The sequence below is a fragment of the Rhodococcus sp. SG20037 genome (genome assembly GCF_031763325.1).
Classification (GTDB): Bacteria; Actinomycetota; Actinomycetes; order Mycobacteriales; family Mycobacteriaceae; genus Rhodococcus_F; species Rhodococcus_F qingshengii.
This window is the reverse complement of sequence record NZ_CP134497.1, coordinates 1283731-1305998: the sequence shown is the minus strand read 5'-3', so window position 1 is coordinate 1305998 and position 22268 is coordinate 1283731. Positions and strand designations below refer to the sequence as shown.

24 protein-coding genes are annotated in these 22268 nt (G+C 60.3%); 19 read left to right on the top strand and 5 right to left on the bottom strand.

What is annotated here, in order from left to right; translation table 11 throughout:
* Positions 1–11: 11 nt before the first annotated feature.
* The 4 genes from RHP72_RS06010 (at position 12) to RHP72_RS05995 (ending at position 3438) form a co-directional block, all read left to right on the top strand.
* Positions 12–383, top strand: a complete 372-nt coding sequence (locus RHP72_RS06010; protein ID WP_081557457.1) for a YidH family protein — start codon at positions 12–14, stop codon at positions 381–383.
* Positions 380–694 carry a DUF202 domain-containing protein gene (locus tag RHP72_RS06005; RefSeq protein ID WP_311094462.1) on the top strand — a complete coding sequence of 105 codons (315 nt, stop codon included), beginning with the start codon at positions 380–382 and terminating at the stop codon, positions 692–694. The genes RHP72_RS06010 and RHP72_RS06005 overlap by 4 nt, the downstream gene beginning before the upstream one ends.
* A gap of 132 nt (positions 695–826) precedes the next feature.
* Positions 827–2152, top strand: coding sequence for an MFS transporter (locus RHP72_RS06000; protein ID WP_064074089.1), 1326 nt, complete (start codon positions 827–829; stop codon positions 2150–2152).
* 74 nt (positions 2153–2226) lie between these two features.
* Positions 2227–3438 (top strand): serine hydrolase, encoded by a 1212-nt coding sequence (locus tag RHP72_RS05995; RefSeq protein WP_081557456.1) that lies wholly within the window; start codon positions 2227–2229, stop codon positions 3436–3438.
* Positions 3439–3453: 15 nt separating this feature from the next.
* On the opposite strand, the gene RHP72_RS05990 is transcribed toward RHP72_RS05995, so the two are convergent.
* A complete protein-coding gene (locus RHP72_RS05990; protein ID WP_311094847.1) occupies positions 3454–4830 on the bottom strand; it encodes a wax ester/triacylglycerol synthase family O-acyltransferase in 1377 nt (458 codons plus the stop codon).
* Positions 4831–5199: 369 nt separating this feature from the next.
* Between RHP72_RS05990 and RHP72_RS05985 the strand changes: the two genes are divergently transcribed.
* From RHP72_RS05985 to RHP72_RS05975, 3 genes are all read left to right on the top strand, one after another.
* Positions 5200–6072 (top strand): hypothetical protein, encoded by an 873-nt coding sequence (locus RHP72_RS05985; RefSeq protein ID WP_311094461.1) that lies wholly within the window; start codon positions 5200–5202, stop codon positions 6070–6072.
* A 70-nt stretch (positions 6073–6142) separates the two neighbouring features.
* Positions 6143–6931 (top strand): hypothetical protein, encoded by a 789-nt coding sequence (locus RHP72_RS05980; protein WP_021333197.1) that lies wholly within the window; start codon positions 6143–6145, stop codon positions 6929–6931.
* Positions 6932–6980: 49 nt separating this feature from the next.
* On the top strand, positions 6981–7595 hold the full coding sequence (locus tag RHP72_RS05975) for a hypothetical protein (RefSeq protein ID WP_054827310.1): 615 nt from the start codon (positions 6981–6983) through the stop codon (positions 7593–7595).
* Positions 7596–7719: 124 nt separating this feature from the next.
* Here the strand turns inward: RHP72_RS05975 and RHP72_RS29395 are convergent, their stop codons facing one another.
* Entirely contained in the window at positions 7720–8178 is a 459-nt protein-coding gene (locus tag RHP72_RS29395; protein ID WP_397517607.1) for a MarR family winged helix-turn-helix transcriptional regulator, read from the bottom strand.
* A 62-nt stretch (positions 8179–8240) separates the two neighbouring features.
* Here RHP72_RS29395 and RHP72_RS05970 point away from each other — a divergent pair, with 62 nt between their 5' ends.
* Complete coding sequence (locus tag RHP72_RS05970) at positions 8241–9116, top strand: haloalkane dehalogenase (protein WP_311094460.1); 876 nt, start codon at positions 8241–8243, stop codon at positions 9114–9116.
* Between the two features lie 168 nt (positions 9117–9284).
* Complete coding sequence (locus RHP72_RS05965; protein WP_037132380.1) at positions 9285–9923, top strand: PAS and ANTAR domain-containing protein; 639 nt, start codon at positions 9285–9287, stop codon at positions 9921–9923.
* Positions 9924–10062: 139 nt separating this feature from the next.
* Here the strand turns inward: RHP72_RS05965 and RHP72_RS05960 are convergent, their stop codons facing one another.
* Positions 10063–10209: a hypothetical protein gene (locus RHP72_RS05960; RefSeq protein ID WP_003945804.1), complete on the bottom strand. Its 147-nt coding sequence runs from the start codon at positions 10207–10209 to the stop codon at positions 10063–10065.
* 181 nt (positions 10210–10390) lie between these two features.
* Between RHP72_RS05960 and RHP72_RS05955 the strand changes: the two genes are divergently transcribed.
* From RHP72_RS05955 to RHP72_RS05940, 4 genes are all read left to right on the top strand, one after another.
* Entirely contained in the window at positions 10391–11578 is a 1188-nt protein-coding gene (locus RHP72_RS05955; RefSeq protein ID WP_217018449.1) for a zinc-dependent alcohol dehydrogenase, read from the top strand.
* Positions 11579–11690: 112 nt separating this feature from the next.
* Positions 11691–12218: an SRPBCC family protein gene (locus tag RHP72_RS05950; protein WP_007734657.1), complete on the top strand. Its 528-nt coding sequence runs from the start codon at positions 11691–11693 to the stop codon at positions 12216–12218.
* Positions 12219–12269: 51 nt separating this feature from the next.
* Positions 12270–12857 carry a TetR/AcrR family transcriptional regulator gene (locus RHP72_RS05945; RefSeq protein WP_007734655.1) on the top strand — a complete coding sequence of 196 codons (588 nt, stop codon included), beginning with the start codon at positions 12270–12272 and terminating at the stop codon, positions 12855–12857.
* On the top strand, positions 12854–13624 hold the full coding sequence (locus RHP72_RS05940; RefSeq protein ID WP_007734653.1) for a glucose 1-dehydrogenase: 771 nt from the start codon (positions 12854–12856) through the stop codon (positions 13622–13624). The genes RHP72_RS05945 and RHP72_RS05940 overlap by 4 nt, the downstream gene beginning before the upstream one ends.
* 44 nt (positions 13625–13668) lie before the next feature.
* Here the strand turns inward: RHP72_RS05940 and RHP72_RS05935 are convergent, their stop codons facing one another.
* The gene (locus tag RHP72_RS05935) at positions 13669–14154 is read right to left on the bottom strand and encodes an RNA polymerase subunit sigma (protein ID WP_311094459.1); all 486 of its coding nucleotides are present in this window, start codon (positions 14152–14154) and stop codon (positions 13669–13671) included.
* A 384-nt stretch (positions 14155–14538) separates the two neighbouring features.
* Between RHP72_RS05935 and RHP72_RS05930 the strand changes: the two genes are divergently transcribed.
* The 3 genes from RHP72_RS05930 to RHP72_RS05920 all read left to right on the top strand — a co-directional run bounded on the left by RHP72_RS05930 (position 14539) and on the right by RHP72_RS05920 (position 19361).
* Complete coding sequence (locus RHP72_RS05930; protein WP_047269285.1) at positions 14539–15426, top strand: class I SAM-dependent methyltransferase; 888 nt, start codon at positions 14539–14541, stop codon at positions 15424–15426.
* 184 nt (positions 15427–15610) lie between these two features.
* Positions 15611–17017, top strand: coding sequence for a serine hydrolase (locus RHP72_RS05925; RefSeq protein WP_311094457.1), 1407 nt, complete (start codon positions 15611–15613; stop codon positions 17015–17017).
* Between the two features lie 1165 nt (positions 17018–18182).
* Complete coding sequence (locus RHP72_RS05920; RefSeq protein ID WP_007734629.1) at positions 18183–19361, top strand: glutamate--cysteine ligase; 1179 nt, start codon at positions 18183–18185, stop codon at positions 19359–19361.
* Here the strand turns inward: RHP72_RS05920 and RHP72_RS05915 are convergent.
* Positions 19355–19510, bottom strand: coding sequence for a DUF6131 family protein (locus tag RHP72_RS05915; RefSeq protein ID WP_003945912.1), 156 nt, complete (start codon positions 19508–19510; stop codon positions 19355–19357). The two genes, RHP72_RS05920 and RHP72_RS05915, sit on opposite strands and share 7 nt — an antisense overlap.
* Before the next feature lie 145 nt (positions 19511–19655).
* On the opposite strand from RHP72_RS05915, the gene RHP72_RS05910 reads away from it, so the two are divergent.
* The 3 genes from RHP72_RS05910 (at position 19656) to RHP72_RS05900 (ending at position 22255) form a co-directional block, all read left to right on the top strand.
* On the top strand, positions 19656–19859 hold the full coding sequence (locus RHP72_RS05910) for a hypothetical protein (protein ID WP_003945456.1): 204 nt from the start codon (positions 19656–19658) through the stop codon (positions 19857–19859).
* A 77-nt stretch (positions 19860–19936) separates the two neighbouring features.
* Positions 19937–21019 carry a M48 family metallopeptidase gene (locus RHP72_RS05905; protein WP_311094456.1) on the top strand — a complete coding sequence of 361 codons (1083 nt, stop codon included), beginning with the start codon at positions 19937–19939 and terminating at the stop codon, positions 21017–21019.
* A 201-nt stretch (positions 21020–21220) separates the two neighbouring features.
* The gene (locus RHP72_RS05900) at positions 21221–22255 is read left to right on the top strand and encodes a hypothetical protein (protein ID WP_007734628.1); all 1035 of its coding nucleotides are present in this window, start codon (positions 21221–21223) and stop codon (positions 22253–22255) included.
* Positions 22256–22268: the final 13 nt, after the last annotated feature.

Here is a 22268-nt window from a genome sequence, read left to right as displayed (position 1 = left end):
ATACGCTCGACGTGACGGCCTGGCGGGCACTCGACATTTCAGAGGCAATCACCGTGATCGATCACGAACCGGACTACAGATTCAGTCTTGCGAACGAACGAACATTTCTGGCTTGGATACGAACTGCGTTGGGGTTGTTGGCAGGCGGCGTCGCAGTCGGTCAGTTCTACGTATCCGAAAACGACAACAATATGTACAAAATGCTCGGAGTCGTGTGCACCGTCGTGGCGTCGGCTGTAGCGCTCGGCGCGCTCAGACACTGGAAGGCCGTCCAAACCGCGATGAGGCGTGATCTTCCCTTACCCACGTCACCGATGATCGCGCTTCTCGTCGGTGGGGTGTGTGTCGTTGCGGGTCTCGGCGTAGGGATGACCGTGTTGTGACGAAAAACGAGCCGCCCGGACTGCAACCCGAGCGAACCGTGCTCGCCTGGCGACGAACTGCCCTCTCCTCTGTGACTGTGTCAGTGATCACCGGTCGCGAAATCGCTTTGCATCCGTCCGTTCTACGAATCGCAGTGTTCGCCACGCTCATCATTACGACTGCCGGAGTCATCGTGGGCACGACAATCCGTCATCGTCGACTCAGTCTGGACGACAAGGATTCTCGAGAAATACCGTTCATTGTCATGGCGACTTTGGCCGTAGGCCTCACGGTTGCGGGACTCGGCACCTGCACTGCCATCCAACTTTGAACAAAGAGATAGACAGTATGTCTATTTATGTATATTGTCTCCATTAATGCTCACTGTGACTCAGTGCACAGTCGACCGCCGAGCGCTGCCCACCGCGCCCAAGCAATCATCGGCATTTTTCGAGAGGGAACAATGACCACAGAACTTGCGGCACCTACTCAGTTTCCACGCAGTCGGCGAGGTAAGAACCTCGCACTCCTGACCGGCTCCACGGCAATGGACAACGCCGAAAGCAGCGTGACGTCCGTGCTCTTCCCGCTCATGCGCGAGGCCATGGGATTGTCATCGGCGGCGCTCGGCACGATCGTTGCAGTGGCCAAGGCCGTCGGGGTCTTCACGGCAATCCCCTGGGCGTTCCTTGCCCGACGATATTCTCGTAAGTCGGTACTTGCCATCTGTTCAGGGTTCTGGGGTGTCTGGGTAATCCTGGCCGGATTGTCCGGCAGTTTCACTCAGTTTCTCGTCCTCTATGCGATCGGCGCCGCAGGTTTCGCCGGCGCCGGCTCGATTGCATTGTCCATCCTCGGAGATCTGTACGAGGACGCCCGGAGGGGCCGCGCAACGGGATTGGTATACGGCGGCGTCGCCGTCATCACCGGCGCGACCGCCCCGATATTCGGGCTTTTGTCTCGCTTCGAAGATGGATGGCGCTACGGATACATCATCACCGGTGCAATCTGCATCGCCATCGGTGTGCTTATCATGCTTTTCCTCGACGATCCTGAATCCGCCGATGCGCCCGCACAGACGACCACCGACGATCTCGGCTCCAAAGCAAGATTCTGGCGCGAAGGGATACGAGAGCTACTCGCTATCAAGACATTCCGATACTTACTCGTACAACGCGCATTCTCGGGCCAGAACGTCATCATGAGCTTCAGCATCGTATTTCTCGTCGAGGAGCACGGATTCACGACCGCAACTGCTTCGATCATCGCACCGCCCTTCGCAATCGGGTACCTGCTCGGCACGTTCGTCGGCGGACGAGTCAACGACGCCGTACACGTCAAACGACCCCGAAACGGCCGCATCATCATGCTTCAGGCCAGCCAACTCGGATTCGCGGCCGCAGCACTGATCGCTACGCAGATTTCCTGGAACAGCATCGGCGTCTACGCGGTCTTGTTCGGGATCGTCGGCGTCCTTCAAGGTCAGGTCCCAGTGGTCAATCGGCCGATTATCATGGCCGTAGTTCGTCCGGAACTGCGAGCCCTGGCCTTTGCCGTCTCCGTCTCGACAGTCGAAGCGCTGGCCTACGCCGGATACGCTGTCTTGGTCGGAACCCTCGGCGACAGAATCGGATTGCAAGGCGCGCTCTTCATCGTCACCGTAGTGCTGACCACCGTCAACGGGGTCGCTTCAGGCGCACTGTATCGCCCCTACGCCCGCGACAGTGCGGCCCTACTCTCCGGGCCATCCGCCAACCCCCTACATGAACAGAATGCGCTTCGGCACTAGGCAATTCAGTTCATCAACTACGAACGCGGCAATCAACACTCCAACTCGGCAATCAAGACGGAAGCAGACCTCAGATGGCACGAAACATCGCAACGGATGACATCCCCTGGGCGCGCGGATTCACCGACCCGGCCGACGTGCGCCAACAAGCCACAACCATACGAGAGATGGTTGCGACTCGCCGTGTGTGGCGCGGCGACGGACCCAAATGGACCCTCCCGACCGACTACACGGATCTGTCCGGTGTCACATTGAACCTTCCGGATCAGCCGAAGCAGACGGTGTCCGAGTTCCTCGCGGGTGCGCACAGTGACGGTATCGCAGTGCTACATCGGGGACGCATCGTGTACGAGAGTTACTTGCACGGTTGCGAACCGCACGAACCGCACCTCAATGCATCGATGGCGAAATCCTACGTCGGTTTGATGGCTGCACTGGTCGAAGCACAAGGATTGTTCGACCGCGACGATCGGGCGTCGAAATTCATTCCCGAGTTGGCAGGAACTGCGTTCGGAGACAATCGGATTCAGGACCTTCTTCACATGGGCACTGATGTAACGTACGGCGGTCGGCCGTTCCATCGCACCATCGAAGCCAGCCGTTTCTGGGCCGTAGTCGCCCCGAAGCTGCGCCCCATGAATTACCGCGGCCCGGAGACCATTCTCGAGCACCTCGCCACGGCACGCACTGCGGGCCCGACCGGCGTCGAATTCCGCTACGAGAACGGCAATGTCGAGACTGTCGGAGAAATACTGCGCCGCGTGACCGGAACTTCACTCGCCGAACTACTCAGTGAGCTGGTCTGGTCAAGAATCGGAGCCGAAGAAGATGCGTTCTACATAGTCGACTCCGCTGGAACGGAAATGGCGGCGGGCGGATTCAGTGCGACCCTTCGAGACGTGGCCAGAGTGGGTGAGATGATTCGTTGTGACGGTGCCGTCGAGGATCGTCAGGTGATCCCACCGCACATCGCGCGATCGATGACCGCGGGAGTGCCCGCAGGCTATCCTTCGGAGGTCAGAAGCCCGCGTGCCCCTGTCGATTCCCCCGCGACGATGAGCTACCACGACTACTGGTGGATCCTCAATGATCCGTTCGGATCGTTCATGGCAAGCGGAATCCATGGCCAGAGGCTCTTGATCTCTCGCGACCTGGAGTTTGTGGTCGCGCATTTCGGAGCCCACATCCTTTCGCCTGCAATCGACACCCCGAACTTCGTACCCGCGTTCCTTCAGATCGGCACTCACTTGGTATCGAACGCTCGCGGAGCGGTCCCCGTCAGCTGAGGTTTCCTCACGCATTCAACCTGCGGCGGCTTCGAGCTCACTCAAGGATTCCTCGAGATGGCCGAGGAGCCGCTGCAAGTGCGGAACATTGCGGCGGCAGCCGACGAGCCCGAACTGCATGGTGGCCGCGTAGCCGATGACGGTGATGTTCATCGCCTGCCCGTCCAACGGAATCGATGCCGGGTAACAGCTCTCGAGCTTCGCGCCATTCCAATAGCGCGTCGTTGTCGGGCCGGGGACGTTGGAAATCACCAGATTGAAGACTGGACGCCCAGTGATCAGTCGGGATGAACCAGGGATCAGCGGCAGCCCGAGACCCGCGACGTTCAATGCACTGAGCGCCGTGATCTGCAGGGGCGTCAGGCCCGACATCAGAGACTTGGCGCTACTCATCGAGTCGTGAACTCTCTGAAGTCGGGCCGCCGGATCTGCCAATTCGGTTGCCAGATCACACAACACCGCACCTACGGCATTGCCGGAAGCCTCACCCTCTTCACCTTTGCGAAGGGATACCGGCACCATCGCGATCAACGGTTTGTCCGGCAACTCGTCCAGTTCGATCAGGTATCGCCGTAGCGCACCCGCGCACATTGCCAACACCGCATCGTTGAGCGTCACGTCTGCAACGCAGCTGACCTTGCGCAGGCGCTCGATCGGCCACGACTGCGCGGCGACACGCCTCGCTCCGGTGATCGGGACGTTGAAGATAGATTTCGGGGCAGCAAACGGCAACGGTGCGACGTGGTCCTTCACTGCCGAGGCAGCGGCGCTCACTATCGCAGGGCCGACCCCGACCACATCTTGCACAGTCTCGATCACGGAGCCCACCCGCCTCTGCAGGTCCAGCCCGCGACCGGCACGAACCCGCCCCGAAGAAGGTCGCTGCGCCCACGGAGGCATCGATTCTCGATCGAGCGGGTCCGACGAGAGGCTGCGGTACCACGCCTGAACAGCAGACACACCATCCATGAGCGCGTGGTGCGTCTTCATGTACACGGCAACTCGGCCGTCGGCGAGACCTTCGATCACGTACGCCTCCCACAGCGGCCGATGCCGATCGAGCAGCGTGCCGTGGAGCATGGAGGTCAGCTCGAGCAACTCGCGGACTCGCCCCGGCTTGGGCAGCGCGAGCAACCGGACGTGATATTCGAGATCGACGTCCTCGTCCTCCGTCCAACGCACCGGCGCGAAGTTCGACAAGAACTGCACCGGCTTGCGGCGAAAGAGTGGGCGAATCGAGTCGACGTCGGTGAGCGAACGGTAGAGCGATCTTGCGAATTCGCCGTCGTCCCCTTCCGGCGGAACGAAAAGCGACAGGCCACCGACGTGCATGGGATGCTCCCGTGACTCCATCAGAAGGAACATCGAGTCGAGCGGCAGCATCAGCGTCATGGCGATCCGTTCTCTCGGGCAGCTGCCCGGAGTACCGATCAGCCGCTGTTCGACAAAGTTACTCGCCCTGACTTCCCTCATTGGCGACTCCGACAAAACATTGCCCCCTCGATTTCGACAGGAGTCCGATATTCCCGTCGACGAACGCCTTTTCGGGTCGAAGCACCTCACAGCGATTCGTGGGTGAATGACGAGACACAGAGCACTGCAACAAATTTCAATCCTCACAGCCACAAGTAGTAGCGGAGGCGATCGCAGTAATACTTTTGTCGGAATTGTTTCAAATTGTCTGTACATCCAAGTCACACGTGACTACCGTCACTCATCATCACAATCCCGACTGGTCGGTTGTACCCAAAGGAGAAATACATGTCCCGACGTTCGACGTCGCGTGGGCTTTTCGGCGCACTCGCCACCGCAACTGTGTTCGCCACCGCCGCTGCGGTGGGAAGCTTGTCAGCAAGCATTGCAGGAGCCGCCCCGGCAGCGGAGATCCCCTTCGGCGGTTGGGATTCATGTCCGATCGACAATCCCGAGACCAGCACCTGTATGGACGTCACGGTCACCGGCGGAAACATGAAGATCGGCAAGCTTTCCGTCAGCATTCCCGCCGGGGCGATGCGCATCGCAGGCGGAGTTGCATACCGGGAGAATCCAGAGGCTGAATTCGGATTCGACCAAGTATTCATCCCGCCGAACGACAACAGTCGGGGGATCTACGCCAAACCCATCGACATCCCCGGGGGCGCACTCGGAATCGACCTGCCATTCAACAATCTCTTCGGACTGAACAAGGCTTCGGCCACCGTAGAGTCGACGTCTGCACTCCCCACCGTGGATGCATTTCAGCTTGGTGTGAAGCTACCCGTCAAATTGAAGATCGCGAACCCTCTCCTCGGCGGCAAATGCTACCTGGGCTCGGACAACAACCCCGTCCAACTCAACTTGGATGTGACCGAATACGGTGTCCTCGAAGAGGTTCCAGGTTTCCCGGATACTGCCGTCGTTCGAAACACCGGGCACACCGGACAGCCCTTCGCGGTCCCGACAGCTTCCGGGTGTGGCCCGTTCGGCGTTCTGAATCCAATCGTCAACTGGCGCGCCGGGCTTCCCTCGTCCACCACGTCCAACTCCCTCGCCACGACGAGTGACGTCTACAACATCGGTGCCGACAGCCTCAGGCCCCAGCCGGCCGGCTCACCCGAACCCGCTACCGTCGTTGCCGAACGTAGTGCCAACTAGCAATCCAACCCACTGCCACAGAACCGTCATCGACGACAGATTGCCACCTCGAAACGGAGTTCACTTGTCCATGCGCACAATACGATTCAGAGCCGCGCTCGCTGTCGTCGCAGCGGGAGTCCTCACTCTCGGGGCGGTGTCAACCGCGACGGCGGCCCCGCTGCCCAATGCGCCGTTCGGGGGCTGGGGAAAATGCCCGATAGCCAATCCGGAGACAAGCACCTGTGTCGACGTCGTCGTCAAAGGCGGCGAAATGAACATCAACGGGCTCAAAGTACCGATTCCTTCCGGCTCGTTGAATATCGCCGGCGGTGTCGCCTATCGCGAGAACCCCGACGCAGAATTCGGGTTCGACCAGATCTTCATTCCTCCCACTGACGGCACCAAAGGCGTCTATTCCAGCCCCATCGAGGTACCAGGAGGAATCTTCGGGCTCGGTATACCGTTCCCCGGCGGCTTGACCACCATCAAGGCAACAGTCGAACCGGTCGCGTTGCCAACAGTCGACGCATTCCAACTCGGTGTCACACTTCCGGCAAGATTGAAGATCTCCAACCCCTTGCTGGGCGGCAACTGCTATCTGGGTTCTGCGAGCAACCCGATCATGTTCAAACTCGGAGTGTCCGAGAATGGTGTCCTGGAAGAAGTTCCAGGATTTCCGGATACCGCCGCCGTCAGAAACGTGACGCACGCCGACCAGACGTTCGCGGTACCGGGCGCATCTGGATGTGGACTGTTCGGCGCATTGAATTGGGCAGTCAATCTTCGCGCCAACGTTCCGTCTTCGAGTGGTCACAACTCGTTGACCACCACAAGCGATGTGTTCAACATCGGCGCCGACAGCCTGCGGACGCAGTAGAGCAAGCACCGGCGACTCACGAAGTATCACCGACAACAAGGAGATATCGATGTCCCATGCAGTTCGCCGCACCACCATCGTCACAGCTGCCGCCGCAGCCGCGATTGCAGTCGCAGCCGGCACCGCTCTGGCTTCGACCGTCGTCACTCCAGCGGGTCAAACCGTGACTGCTTCGAGCAGCAATCTCAGTATCAAGACAGGAACGATCACACTTACCTGCTCCAGTACGACGGGCTCCGGGACCATCCCATCCGCGCCGGGTAATTCCAACACCGGCACCGGCGGAGTCAACGTCAATATCGGCACCCCCAGCCTGACCGGGTGCAAGGCTAACGGCCTACCCGCTGTGGTCACCACCTCCGGCTCGTGGCTATTGAACGTCTCGGCAGACACCGGATCGGCTCAGGGATCCCTGGTCATTCCTGCAGGAGGCGCAGTCGTGACGATGCCCGGATCCACGTGCACAGTCACCGTCGGGGCCAGCACTATCGGACCGCTGCCATTCGATATTCCCAACCAGCGCGTCGTGGCCAGCAACACCGGCACTGTGAACTACACGCGTACCGGCACCGGGCCCGTCTGCCCCGCCGCAGCCACTGGCACGGCAACCATGTCCGGCACACTGCAGTTCGCGTCGGCCTCGCCGATCAACGTGACGCCGTAACGATCGACAGCTAGACAATAGGCTCGTTGGGGGATCGACGCTTCCGTCGCTCCCCCAACGAACGTCCTGTGGACCGGGTCCGCACACGATCGCCTTCGGTTACGCCACGAAGCGGACCGGCGCGTTATCCATCTCCTGCTTCGGTGGCGTCGAGTAACGCGCCAAGGGCGCGGTGGAGCTCGGCGAGTTCCCGCCCTCCGGTTTTCGTCAGCACTTCCGTATTCTTTGCATCCAATTGGCGGACAATGTCTTTAGCGAGCTCTATGACTCGTTTGCCCTCGTCACTGAGATCGAGGCGAACGGCTCGCGCATCGCGACTATCGCGTTCACTGACAACAAACCCGCTCTTCTCCAACGCTCGCACGAGCTTGGATATGTAGATTCGCTGCAATCCTGTGTGCGCTGAGAGTTCTCGCTGACTCGGCCTCTCCCCCGCGCTCACCAGACCATGCAGAGACGCGAGCACTGAATACTGGGCGTGAGTCAACCCCAGGTGCGCGATCGCTCGGTCAACCCCCGCCCGCCAGCGCAAGCCAAGGTGCCACACCAGCGACCCTGTCGTCCATGTTTCTCGATCTTGCATACAAATAGAATACATGGCTACTATCTCAATTAGGGTATATGGAAACTATTTGAGGAGTCGCAATGCCCACAATTCCCGTGCTCGACTCGACCATGGCCTACCGCTCGCGCGGTGAAGGACCACCCTTCGTACTCATCCACGGAAACCCCACATCCTCGCACTTGTGGCGAAACATCCTGCCGCAGATAGGAAATCTGGGCCACGCACTTGCCCCTGACCTCATCGGAATGGGGCGGTCAGGCAAACCGCCAATCAACTACGGCTTCCTCGACACCGCCCGCTACCTCGACGCCTGGTTCGACCAGATGGAACTCGACGACGTCGTACTCGTCGGACACGACTGGGGCGGGGCGCTTGCACTGGACTGGGCTGCCCGCCACCCCGATCACGTCCGAGGTGTGGCCTTCTTCGAAACGATCCTTCGTCCGATGACCTGGGACGAACACTTCCCGGGAGAGGCACGGGCACGGGTCGAAGCTCTGAGGGACTCCGACACAGGAGAGACGAAGGTACTCGACGAGAACTTCTTTCTCGAAATAGCGCTTCACAGAACGGTTCTCGGTGAAATGACCGAAACCGATGCCGAGGCCTATCGCTCCCCTTATCCGTCACGAGAGAGTCGCCGACCCCTTCTCGAGTGGCCACGATCCTTCCCCATCGAAGGAACTCCCGGTGACGTGAATGCACGTGTGGCGGCGTACAGCGATTGGCTCGCAGAAAGCACCGACGTACCCAAACTTCTTCTCACCTTCAGCGGCCCCGCAGAACTTCTCATGATCGGACCTGACGAAGTCACGTGGAGCCGATCGAATATCGCAAATCTCGAGGTGGAACAGTGCGGTCCCGCAGGACATCTCGCCCCCGAGGATCAGCCTGCGGCCATCGCGGCGGCGATCACCGAATGGACACAGCGGCAACACTGTTTCAACCGCGAGTGACGTGGGACCGTCGCCAAGTACTCTGAGGGCCGGTTTCCCCGACCCATGCGGTAGCGATCCAGACGATGCTCCGAAATATGGGACCGACACCACCTCCGCCGGATTTGTCCGATATAACTAACTGGCGAGTACGCCGGTTGGGACGAGGTCGAGAACGAGGGGGCGTGTGTGGTGAACGAGGACGGGTTGGGGCGAACGTCAGGATCGGGGGCTCCACACCGGGTGGGCGGCTTTCTCTATCACCGCAACGGCGATCGGTGGGAGTGGTCGGACGAAGTTGCACGGATTCACGGATACGAACCCGACCAAGTAGCTCCGACGACAGAATTGATGCTCTCGCACAAGCATCCCGACGACCGAAGACACGTTGCTCAAACACTGCACGCCATCCGCACTTCAGGCGGACCGTTCAGCAGCCGCCACCGCATCATCGACACTGCAGGGGACACTCACTCGGTAATCGTCGTCGGCGACAGCGTCGTGGACGAGTCGGGTGCCGTGGTCGGCAGCTCAGGCTTCTACATCGACGTCACCGAAACCCTCGACAGTACGGTGAAAGCGTCTGTCGACGTGCTGGTCAACGAAATCACCGCTTCTCGCGGAGTAATCGAGCAAGCCAAAGGCATGCTCATGGTGATCTACGGCATTTCGGCCGATCGCGCCTTCGACATCCTCGTGTGGCGTTCTCAAGAGACCAACGTGAAACTCCGGGATGTTGCCGAACAGTTGATAGTTCGAACGCTTGACGACTTCCGGGTCCCGACACTACTGCGGACCCGATTCGATCACGTGCTGTTACAGGGTTGAATGACAACAGGGTTGAGGGATCTGCTCAAGGCGGTTCCCGTGGCTGGCTGCTCAACCTCGAGGAACCTCGCCCGCATTGATTCCGGGACGGTCCGATGCGGCCTATCCCCGTTGTTACCCAACGCGGAGTAAAAGGAAACTACTCGTCGTCAGACTTCTCGTCGGAGGTCTCCTCGACCAGTTCAGGCGCCTGTTCTCGCGTTGCCATTCCCCCGTCGCCGCCCTTGTCCACGGGTCCTGGGTGCCCGCCCTTGGGCGACTGGTCGTTGTCGTCTTTGTCGGTCATGCGATCGTCCTCATCATCTCGTCGTCTTGGTCCTGGAGCCGGCGCAAAGAGACCGGGACCCAGCTCCATCTCAATCTAACGCGCTCAGGACTTCTCGCAACCCTCACCGATTTTGTTTGCATTTCAGTGCTTTCGGGCAGGTGACTGCGAACAGCATTTCCACGATGAGAGGTCGATCCCAGTGCGCGCAGTGACTTGGCAAGGCAAACGGAAAGTAAGCGTCGATACGGTTCCGGACCCGAAGATCGTCGAACCCACCGACGCAATCATCAAGGTCACCACGACGAATATCTGCGGATCCGATCTGCACCTGTACGAGACTCTGGGTGCGTTCATGAATGCCGGCGACATTCTCGGCCATGAACCGATGGGCATCGTCGAAGAAGTCGGTTCGGAAGTCACGAATCTCGAGATAGGTGACCGCGTCGTCATTCCGTTCCAGATCTCGTGTGGCAACTGTTTCATGTGCGATTCGAGCCTCTACACACAGTGCGAGACGACGCAGGTCCGCGATCAGGGAACGGGCGCAGCATTGTTCGGCTTCTCCGAGCTCTACGGCTCGGTGCCAGGCGGGCAGGCTGAGTACCTCCGAGTACCGCAAGCACATTTCACACACATCAAAGTTCCCGAAGGTCCAGCGGATTCGCGATTCGTCTACCTCTCCGACGTGCTCCCCACAGCCTGGCAGTCGGTCGAATACGCCGACGTCCCGCCGGGTGGGTCCGTGACAATCCTCGGCCTCGGACCGATCGGTGACATGGCGGCTCGTATCGCCCACCACAAAGGGTTTCGAGTATTCGGTGTGGACCGTGTACCCGAACGCCTTGCGCGCCTTGCCGAACGCGGTATCGAGACCCTCAACCTGGACGACTACGGCAGCAAGATCGGCGATGCCATCAGAGACGCGACAAACGGCCGCGGAACCGATTCGGTGATCGACGCTGTCGGTATGGAAGCGCACGGGTCTCCGATCGGAAAGCTCGCGCAGCAGTTCGTCGGACTCCTTCCCGATGCTCTTGCCGCACCTGCGATGCGTAACGCAGGAATCGATCGCCTTGGCGCTGTCTATTCGGCCATCGACATCGTTCGGCGCGGCGGAACCATTTCTTTGATCGGTGTCTACGGCGGAATGGTTGATCCGCTGCCGCTGATGACCATGTTCGACAAGCAGATTCAGCTCAGGATGGGCCAGGCGAACGTCAAGAAGTGGGTAGAGGACATCATGCCCCTGCTCACTGACGACGACCCACTCGGCGTCGACACCTTTTCCACCCATCAGCTGCCGCTCGATCAGGCGCCACACGCCTACGAGATCTTCCAGAAGAAGCAGGAAGGCGCGGTCAAGATCCAACTGAAACCGCACCTGTAGTTCAACGCCGATCAGTTCGACGGTTCATCCGCCACGTCCGCATCTTGTTCGCGAAACCACCGATCGTCATACTCACCTCACACACGCTCGACAGAAAGAACCCGAAACCGAAATGGCTCGCGAACTTACCGTCTCCGACAGCATCGTCGTCAGCTCCGACGCGCTTTCCCTCTACGAGGTCATCAGCGATCCCACTCGTATGGGTGCCTGGAGTCCCGAAAACATAGGCGCAACCTTGCGGGGAGACCGCGAAAGCGCTTTCCTGGGCATGGAGTTCGACGGGCACAACAAGCGTGGGCGCGCGCAGTGGACCACGCGATGCACAGTCACCGCTGCCGAGGCCGGGAAGCTCTTCGAATTCCGTGTTCACAAGATCGGCCTCGGTACTCCCCGGATCCCCGCCTCTATCGCAACCTGGCAGTACCGATTCTCGCCGGTGCCCGACGGAACCCGAGTTACCGAAACGTGGACCGACGACAGGCGCGGCTGGCCGGACTTCGCCGCCGACATGTTCGACAAAATTGCCACCGGAGGAAAGACCTTCGCCGACTTTCAGCGCGGCAACATCCGCAAGACGCTCCTGAACCTCAAGAACGCAGTTGAGCAGGAGGTTTCCGGAATCGAAGGTAACGTCGGCTGACCGGCCGACACCATTTGTGGCAGTTTCTGCCACTTTTGGTACAGTGCGGATATGGCAACAGCCCGCCGCACTGCACTACTTCTCCGCGTCTCGCAGAGTTGTGCTGCCGCTTTCGTCGAACGCGGCGACACTTCGACGACCATCGCGGAGCTCGCCGAGCGGGCAGAAATCTCCGAGCGAACGTTCTACCGTTGCTTCGCCACCAAAGAGGAGAGCATCTGGCCGATGCTCGACGAGGGAAACCGCAGTCTGGCCACCGCACTCAGCGCGCAAGCCCGCGAATTCGGGCTCGCAGCGGCTGTGAAGAATGCCTTTATCGCATCGGTCGGCGAGTCCTTCGAGCCGATGACCCGGTCACTGATGCCCATCATCTTCGGTGATGCGGCACTCCGGAGAGTTTGGGAATCAGCAACTTTCGAGACGATGGAACTGATTCGCCCAGAAGTCGCACGCCTGATCGACCGTCCGGAAACCTCGCTAGACACCACAGCGGCTTCGGGCCAGGCAACACTTGCGGTAGTCGCCGCACTGCGTGAGATGGCAGACCTCCGGACGCCCGCACCCGAGGCCATCACCCGCGCGCTCGGGGCGTTCTCGAAGCCATATCTCGCAACACCAACAGGTAAGGAACAATCATGACTCAGGATCTCTCCGGAAAAGTCGTTCTCGTCACTGGCGGCGCACGCGGCCTGGGCGAGGCGTTTGCCCGCGGCATCGTCGCGGGCAACGGCCGCGTCGTCATCGGCGACCTACTCGACGACGACGGTCGAGCAGTGGCCGAATCTCTCGGCGACGCAGCGCGTTACGTTCACCTCGACGTCACCGATCCAGCGTCTTGGAAGTCCGCCGCCGAGTACGCGGTATCCGAGTTCGGCGCGATCAACGGTTTGGTCAACAACGCCGGAATCTCGGCGTCCGGCCAGACAGTCGCCGAGGAACCACTCGAGACGTTCCAGCGCATCATCCAGATCAACCTGGTGTCCGTGCACACCGGTATCCACACGGTGGTGCCGTTCATGAAGGCAGCCGGCGGCGGATCCATCGTGAACATCTCCTCGGCCGCCGGCCTGATGGGCATGGCCCTGACCAGCGGTTACGGTGCAGCCAAGTGGGGCGTGCGTGGGCTGAGCAAGATCGCCGCGGTCGAACTCGGTCGCGACAAGATCCGGGTCAACTCGGTTCACCCCGGTATGGTCCTGACGCCCATGACTGCACCGACGGGTATCAGCCTCGAAGAGGGCGCATTCCCCAACAATCCGTATCGCCGTGTCGGTCGCCCGGAGGAGTTGGTCGGCGCGGTCACCTACCTGCTTTCCGACGATGCCTCGTACACAACGGGTTCCGAGATCGCCGTCGACGGCGGTTGGACTGCCGGCCCGTCGATCGAATACATCGCCGGCCAGTAAGGCGGGGATCCGTTCCCGCCCGAATCTGCGCATTCCGAACGCCCTCAGGTGAATACCAAACTCTCTCTGATTGCATTCGGAGAAGACAACTTTCGCAGTCGCTGCAGCGCCCGATGCAGGTCGAGCGACACCTCGTCTGTCGTACGGGCAAGCGACGTTGCGGTCGCCTTTGTATCGAGCCCGACGATCAGCCGCAACACCAGGACATCGCGTTCGACAACCGGGAGCGTTGTCGGAGGCGGGAGCGGTCCACCGCGGATCCCGTCGGATGCCGCCCGAGCAATCGCGATGCTTGTACTCGCGTACAGCACGCGAAGAAAAGGCTGATACGTCTCCGATCCGTCGCACACTGCCGTGAGAACGGCGACGCACGCGGCATCCGCGGCGGAATCGGAAACGGCCTGATCAAGCTCGGCGCGGCACCGCAGCACAACCATCGGACGAAACGCCGCATACAAACTGGCCATGGACTCACGGCTACCGCTCCGCGCCGCGGCGGCCAATACATCCAGCGAGCCTTCCTGCAACATGGGCTCACATCTCTCTTTCTCGACGGGACATTCGTTGTGCGGTCCGAGAGATCAACTGGAACCGAACGGTCCCACGAAGTGGTTCCGGCGGATGGTCATGCCACGATCAATCCCCTGCCCGAAGGATTCTCGAGGCTCTCTCTCAGCCCTGAGGCACGCACCAGTGAAGTCCTGCATCCTTGCCGCTCACTGGCACTGACCTGGCAAATTCCTGGCAGGATGCTGATTCGAACCGAACGCCTTGCACTGCAGAATTTTTCGATCCGGTCAGCGTGTATTTGCTGCTCCAAGTCCGACCGTTCCGTTCCAGGCGACGAGGGGTCACACGGGCGTAGGGTCGAGAGAGTTCGGCTCAGTCGTCAAGAGCGGAAGGACACCCAGACAATGCGGAGCGATGGAGATACGTGGGACATCGTCAGTAGCGTCGGACTTACTGCGCTGGCAGTGGCAACGTTCCGAGCACTGGAGAGCACCCGTCCGGACGCGATCATCGAAGACAAGTTCGCATCGTGGTTCGTAGAAGCTGCAGCCGAGCCGCATTTCACAGCTCTTCTGAAAGATCCCACGCTCCTCGAGGACACCCCCTTCGGCGGTTTCATGGGGTTGCGAACCAGGTTCTTCGACGAATTCTTCTCGTCGTCAACCGAATCCGGAGTAAGGCAGGCGGTAATCGTTGCAGCAGGGTTGGATTCGCGTGCGTACCGGCTGGATTGGAGCTCAGGATCGACGGTATTCGAAGTGGATCAGCCAAAGGTGCTGGAGTTCAAAGCCGAAGTGCTCGCGGCGCACGACGCCCAGCCGAAGACCGATAGACGCACTGTGCCTACTGATCTGCGAAACGACTGGCCGGCCGCACTCGAGGAGGCTGGTTTCGACCCGAACGAACCCACGGCCTGGTCGGCGGAAGGCCTGCTCGCCTATCTCCCCGGCCCGGCCCACGACGCCCTGTTCGAGCGGATCGACGAACTCTCGGCCACCGGTAGTCGCTTGGCGGTGAACGACTTTCCGGCCGGAACCGACCCGAGCAAGCTTGCGGCCATCAGATCCAAGTACTTCGCCAAGGACCCGTTCGGAGACCTGGACATTTCGCAACTGTTCTACAGCGACAAGCGATCCGATCCGGGCCAGTGGTTGGCTGAACACAATTGGACTGTCCGACGCTTCAGCTCGGTCGAGTTGGCAGAACTGTACGATCGTCGGATCCCCGAACTCCCCGAAGAAATCGCAGCGCTGTCAACGCAACCGTCCTTTTTGGCCGCGACCAAGAACTAGCTCTCGCAGTCATCCCGAAAGTTCTTCGAGTGCAGCCTTTCTCCCATTTGTCCAGCGGCAAGGCGCGTGTCACCACTACAAGTGGTCGACGGTACTCCAGGATGAAGCGATTCAGTACCTCAGGCTGAGTACGTCTACACCTCAGACGGACGCGCGCCGAAGAGAACGCTGATGAAATGAGTCCATGAAACTCGAACACACACGCAGGAAGGGCCGCCCGCTCGCGCTGGTAGCACTTGCCTCCGCAGCGGTATTCGCCCTCGCCGCATGTACTTCCGGGACTGATTCCGCACAAACCTCTGAAAACAACACAAAGACCTCCCCCACCGCGGCACCCGTTACGGTCACGATCCCTGACAGCTCCGTCGGCAAGCAGATCACCTGGCTTCTCAGTGCGTTCAACACGAGCACGCCGTTGACCCAGGAAGAAATCGCCGAACACTTCGGACCCACTGCACCCGTAGTCCTGACACCTCCGGACTTCGACTCCATCCGAGCCGGACAGCCTTGGACAACAGTGAATTACAAGGGAGGCGACTCCGACGGCACAGTTTCCATCACCAGCACCACCGGCGGTGCGTTCGACGTCAACGTCGTCGTCGACGGCAACGGGCTGATCCTCGGAATGGCGATCACACCGACCAAGGACGTTCATGTGCCGGCCGCATCTTGGCAAGAACTCGAGGCAGCTGTCAAAGCGCTTCCCGCGCCGACCAATCTGACCGTCACCGAGGTCACCGAAGGAAAGAACGCCGAAGTCTTCAGTGTCGGCGACACCTCACCACAGCCCACAGGGTCAACGATCAAGCTGTACGTTCTCGGCGCGGTCGCGACGGCCGTCCAGAACGGGACACTCTCCTGGGATCAGAAGCTCACCATCACCGACGACCTCAAATCGATGCCCGGCGGGACCATGCAGGACCTGCCATCGGAAACTGAAGTCACGGTCCGAGATACCGCCGGCAAGATGATCTCGATCAGCGACAACACCGCCACCGACATGCTGATCGCCGCTGTCGGGCGCGAGCAGGTAGAAGCCGAATTCGCCCCGATGGGCATGGCAAATCCTTCGCTCAACATCCCGCTCAAGCCGACCCGCGCACTGTTCCAACTCGGCTGGGGTGACCAAGGCGCACAACGTATCGCTTGGCGCGACGGAACTCCGGACAAGCGTCGAGCGATACTCGCGGCACTACCTGGCGGCCTGGTGGACATCCCGGCGTCAGCATTCACCACCCCCGCATGGCCTTTCGACATCGATTGGTTCGCCTCGCCCGCCGACCTGCGTGCCGCGTTGGTCACGTTGCAAGAGAAGGCGAAGACCGAGAGCGGCGCACCGGTTCGAGACATTCTCGCCGAGGATCCGGCGCTCAGCGACGAGTCCGCGAAATGGTTCACTTACGGCGGATTCAAGGGCGGCAGTTCCATCGGGGTCCTCGCGGGTGCCTATTACGTGGAACACGACGATCGTGCCTGGGTTGTCACCATGCAAACTCATGGTGACGACGCTGCACTGGTTGCCGACCCGGCTCTGTACTTCGATCCGGTCGACGACGCGATGCTCTTGATCCAGACGGATGCAACCAGTTAGTGCCCAGTGCCGGGCCGAAACCACGCACGCCGATTCATTGCCTTCGCCGATGAAGGCGCCGGATACAGAGAAGCCGCTGCACATCCAGTGTCATCCGGATGCACAGCGGCTTCGCTAAGTCTTAGCCCGTGGGGGTCTCGGTCTCGTCCGACGAGAATCCGTCGAAGAATGCGATGACCTTCTGAAGAAGTGCCGCGATGTCGAAATCTTCCAAGCTACCCATTGCGTTCGTCCTTTCGTTTAACACTGAGGATGAAACGTGCATCTTGCAATTTCCAATGTAAAGCATGAAAAGCATTATTTCTCGACCGCGCGACACTTCGGTCGCAAATACGCCACTCAGCAAGATATGGGCAAATCACCGGAAATAACAGCTCCCACCCGCAATATTTCAGTCTTCTGCAACCCGCTGAATTCCCCAATTAGCAAGTGGGTAAATCTTGAGAAAAATTTCCCGGCGCGTCGATCACGAAAGATATTCCTGGTGAAACTCTCAATCCAAGAACACAAAGGCAGAGGAAGCTCCGACACAGCTGACACGCAGTTTTGCCCGCCTTCAAGAGTCGTCATCCACGCACATAGTGGACATTCGTCTACGATAACGAACCGGTAGCAACACAATCCCAGGCACTTTCTCCCATCTTCTGACTTTCACCCATGACCACTGAAGATTTGCGCTGGTGAAACGCAATACCAGTTCGAAAGTTCCACAACTTCTCCGGATGCTGTGCACGCGATTAACTGATCAAATATCTGTTGACTCATCGAACCCACACACTCCGCCAGAACGTCACATCCGAATGCTGGACGTTAGTTTAGATGGGTTCGTATTCTCGGAATCTGCTCGATAACGGCGGCCCCACGGATAAAACCGAGACTGCACCACCGCAGGCCGCCAGGTCATGATCCGCGACTCGGCGAAGGGCGTGCGGACAAGTCCACACGAGGGTGAAATAGGGGGTGAGACATGCCTTGGGGTCTCGTTTTACCGAGTCCGACACAGTACGTTTTCCCAGGCACGCCAGTCCCCAGATTCATACGGTGTGCAAGGACTCGTTGACGCTTCCGAGATGTTGGCAAGGCCGACCACAGGCCCCGTTCTCCCGACGAGAACGGGGCTTCCTCGGGTCGGTTTCCGCCTTCGACCGACCGGGTAGACGCGAGCATGGGCGCCACCTGCTCGACCGAATCCACCGCTGGCCGCCACGAATCGACGACCCCGACCGTCGGCGTCGAAGAAGAATTCATCCTCGTCGACCCGACCTCCTGGTTGCCGTCCACCGACAATGCCGCGGTTGCGGAAACCGCGTCGACACTGGGGTTGGATCTTCAGCTCGAGTTGTCCCGCTGCCAAGTCGAGACCAACTCTCCCGTGTGCCATGGCATCGACGAACTCCGAACCCACTTGATCGACATGCGTCGGCTCGCGGCAAAAGCTGCCGAGTTGAACGGCTGCAGGCTGTTGGCCGTCGGCGCACCGCTTTCGGGGCCTTCGCGTTTCGAGATCAGCGACTCGCCTCGCTACCGCCGGATGGGCGAACGCTTCGGCGCCCTCGCTGCCGAACAAAGCATCTGCGGTTGCCACATCCATGTGGGCGTCGCTGATCAAGTACAGGCCGTGCAGGTCTGCAATCACGTGCGCATCTGGTTGCCCGCCTTGTTGGCACTGAGCGCCAATTCCCGTGTCCACCAAGGAGTCGACACCGACTTCGCGAGTTGGCGGGCGATCCAATGGTCCAGGTGGCCAGTCGCCGGGCCGCCGCCGTACTTCGAGACCACCGGGGACTTCGACACCGCGGTTGCGAAGATGGTGGATTGCGGCGTGATGCTCGACAAGCGGATGGCCTACTGGGATATCCGACCTTCGTGCCACCTACCGACCGTCGAGATCCGAGTCTGCGACGTTCAGCCGACAGCAGAGGATGCAGCGCTACTTGCAACCCTTGGACGGGCTCTGGTGGCAACTGCGTTACGCGCGATAGACCGGGGCATCGAGGCTCCGAACATTTCCCTCGAGAGCCTCCGCCTCGCAACCTGGGTGTCCGCGAAGGAAGGCGTCCTGGGAGCGTCGATCGATCCGATTACCTCACAAAGAATTTCAGCCACGGAACTGTTGCACCGGCTCCTGATCCATGTCCGTGACTCCCTCGACGAGGGAGGCGAGTACTCGAGCGTGGAGTCGGCGCTGCAGCTCAAGTCAGTCACAGGCAACGGCAGCGACTGGCAACAGCGGACGCTGCGCCAGGTCTGCCTTCGGGAACTGATTGCGCGTGCCGTTCAGCGCACCGTACCGACCGCGCCGACTGGCACGGATACGCACGACGAGCCGACAACGGATCAGTAGTAATGCCGCCGACCACCGATGGCGTGCCCGGCCGCGCCCAGCGCGTACAGGATGATTCCGATCACCAGCAAGACGACACCAATCGTCCACAGGATCGGAATGTTCACCACGAAACCGATTATCAGCAGGATCACGCCGAGGATGATCATCACAAGCTCCTTCAGTGCGTTCACTCGGGCGGATACGCCCGCCTCGAGCCGCATACACCGCGGATACCCGTCGGCAGAGCGTTTCATACCCACTCTGACCGGGTATTTCGCTGGGCACCATAATATTTGAAGAATCGAGCCCGCCATGATGAGAATTGTGACTCTGATCGTTCTGATCTGGCTGATAGTCGGGGCCGTCGCGGCCGGCCAACGCGGCTACTACAGCAGTTCGCCGACCAACTGCGCCGGCGTCGGGACCATCGCGCTCACGGTCATCGCGGGTCCGCTGAACTACTTCGGCGTCAACCCCAAAGTCACCGATTGCACGCTCCCCCAGCCCACCGAGTGAGCTGCCGGAAATCCACGCTAAACCGACTAGTCGTTACCCTGGAGGTGAGTCGACACACATCGAAGTGAGGGGCCACCATGACCACTGCACCAGATCGCACCCGAATCGAGTTCCCGGACATCAGCTCGCGTGCGTGGGAACACCCAGCCGATCGGGCTGCATTGGTGACGCTCCGGACGCTTCGGGGGTTCGACACTGTCCTGCGGACGCTGTCCGGACTGCTCCAAGAACGTCAGCACCGCCTCATGTACCTCGCCACGTCGGTGCGAGTCGACGAACGCCAGTTCAGCGACCTGAACGACCTGCGCCGTGACTGCGTCGACATCCTGCAGGCCGACGAGACACCCGAGCTGTTCGTACTCCAGACCCCGATGGTCAACGCCTTCACCATCGGCATGGACAAGCCGTTCATGGTGGTCACTACCGGCCTATTGGACGTGATGAACTACGAGGAACAGCGGTTCATCATCGGCCACGAACTTGGCCACGCGCTGTCCGGTCATGCTGTGTATCGGACCATCCTGATGCATTTGATGCGACTGGCCGGAACCATCGGATGGCTGCCCGTCGGCGGGTGGGCATTGCGCGCGATCATCGCCGCCCTCATGGAATGGCAGCGCAAGTCAGAACTGTCCGGTGATCGTGCCGGACTGTTGTGCGGGCAGGACGTACACACCGCGATTCGCGTCCAGATGAAATTGGCGGGCGGATCCCGAGTCAGTGAAATCGACGTCGACGCGTTTCTTGCCCAGGCCGCCGAGTACGACGCCAGCGGCGACCTCCGCGACGGTGTACTCAAGCTCCTCAACATCGAACTGCTCTCTCACCCGTTCTCGGTGCTTCGCGCCGCCGAGCTCAAGAAGTGGGTGGACAGCGGAGACTACGCCGCGATTCTGCGCGGAAACTACCCCCGTCGCGGCGATGACGACGGAGCGAAGATCAGCGACGAGTTCAAGAATGCAGCCAAGACCTACAAGCAGAACTTCGACGAGTCGGAGGACCCTTTGATCCGCATGGTGCGCGACATAGGTAGCGGATTGGGCGGTGCGGTGGGCGCCGTGGGGAATGGCGTCGGCGATGTAGCGTCGGATATCAAGGAACGATTCACCCACTGGCGCAAGAGTTCCGACAGGTCGAAGGGCACTGACGACGCCGAGTAAGCAGAATCGGGACCTGCCGCCGAAGGCAGTCGGCGGCAGGTCCCGGGCTCTTGGCGTGAAGGTGATGCAGGCTTCCCTCTGCACCACCCTCACGTTCACAGACAGTACCAGCAGTCGAACAAACGTGCGAACTGAAAGCGGTCGTGTCGAATCACCGGTTGTCGGGTACGCGGCATAGGACCACTACAGAAGGGAGCCGACATGCATGCTGGGCGACTGAAGAAGGTCGGTTCGAGTGACGGCCCGTTTGCCTCCGTGTACTTCGAAGACGTCCGTAACCGGGAAGATGCGCGCGAGCGCTTCGAACTCGAATGGCGCTCGATGCGCAATCAACTCACGAAACAGGGAGCATCGGAATCGCTGATCGCACGACTGGACGAGGTGAAGGACAACCATCACGGCATCTCAGGTCGCGCCGGACGCGCGATCGTCGCCACTTCCGAGGCAGTGCTGATCGACGATATTCTGCTCGAACCTGCCGGCTCCACTATCGCGACCTTGGGCGAACTGCCCTACCTGATTCCACTGATCGCACACGGATACGACACCGAACCGTTCCTCATCGCCAAGGTCGACCACACCGGCGCGGACCTGTGCGTGCGCGATGCTCGCGGGCGTGACGTGTACGGCGAAACGGTAGACGGAGACGGCTTCCCGGTCCACAAGGCACACGTGGGCGGTCAGGAGCGATACACCGACAGCCAAAGCCTCGTGGAGGAGAATATCCGGAAGAACCTGACTCAGGCTGTGGAGCGCGCGGCGGCGCTCGCCCGTGAACACAAGGTCGCGCTGGTAGTTGTCATCGGAGAAGTACAATCCCGCAAAGCTTTTGCACAGCTTTTGCCGTCGACGCTACGGGTGGTGGACGTCGAAAAGGGTTCGCGTTCAGTCGGTTCCACACCCGCCGAGGTGTCCAAGTCGATTCGTGAACTGATCGACACGCAGCGACTGCGCAGAATGGATGTGGAAACCGAACGCTACGTCGCAGAGCAGGGCCGGGACTCCGGCCTCTCCATCGACGGGACCGCACGCGTCCTCGACGCCCTCGAACAGGGCAAGGTCGAGACGCTGCTGCTCACCGATCCTGACGACAAGGAAGTCACCAGTGGAGAGTTGATCGGGCCCGCCGATCGCGTACTCCCCTACATCGCAATCGGGACCGGCACCGAGTTGGTACAGATCGACGAACGCCTCGTTCTCGCCGACGGATACGGCGCGATACTTCGGCACCCTTGAACGCCAGAGCCTG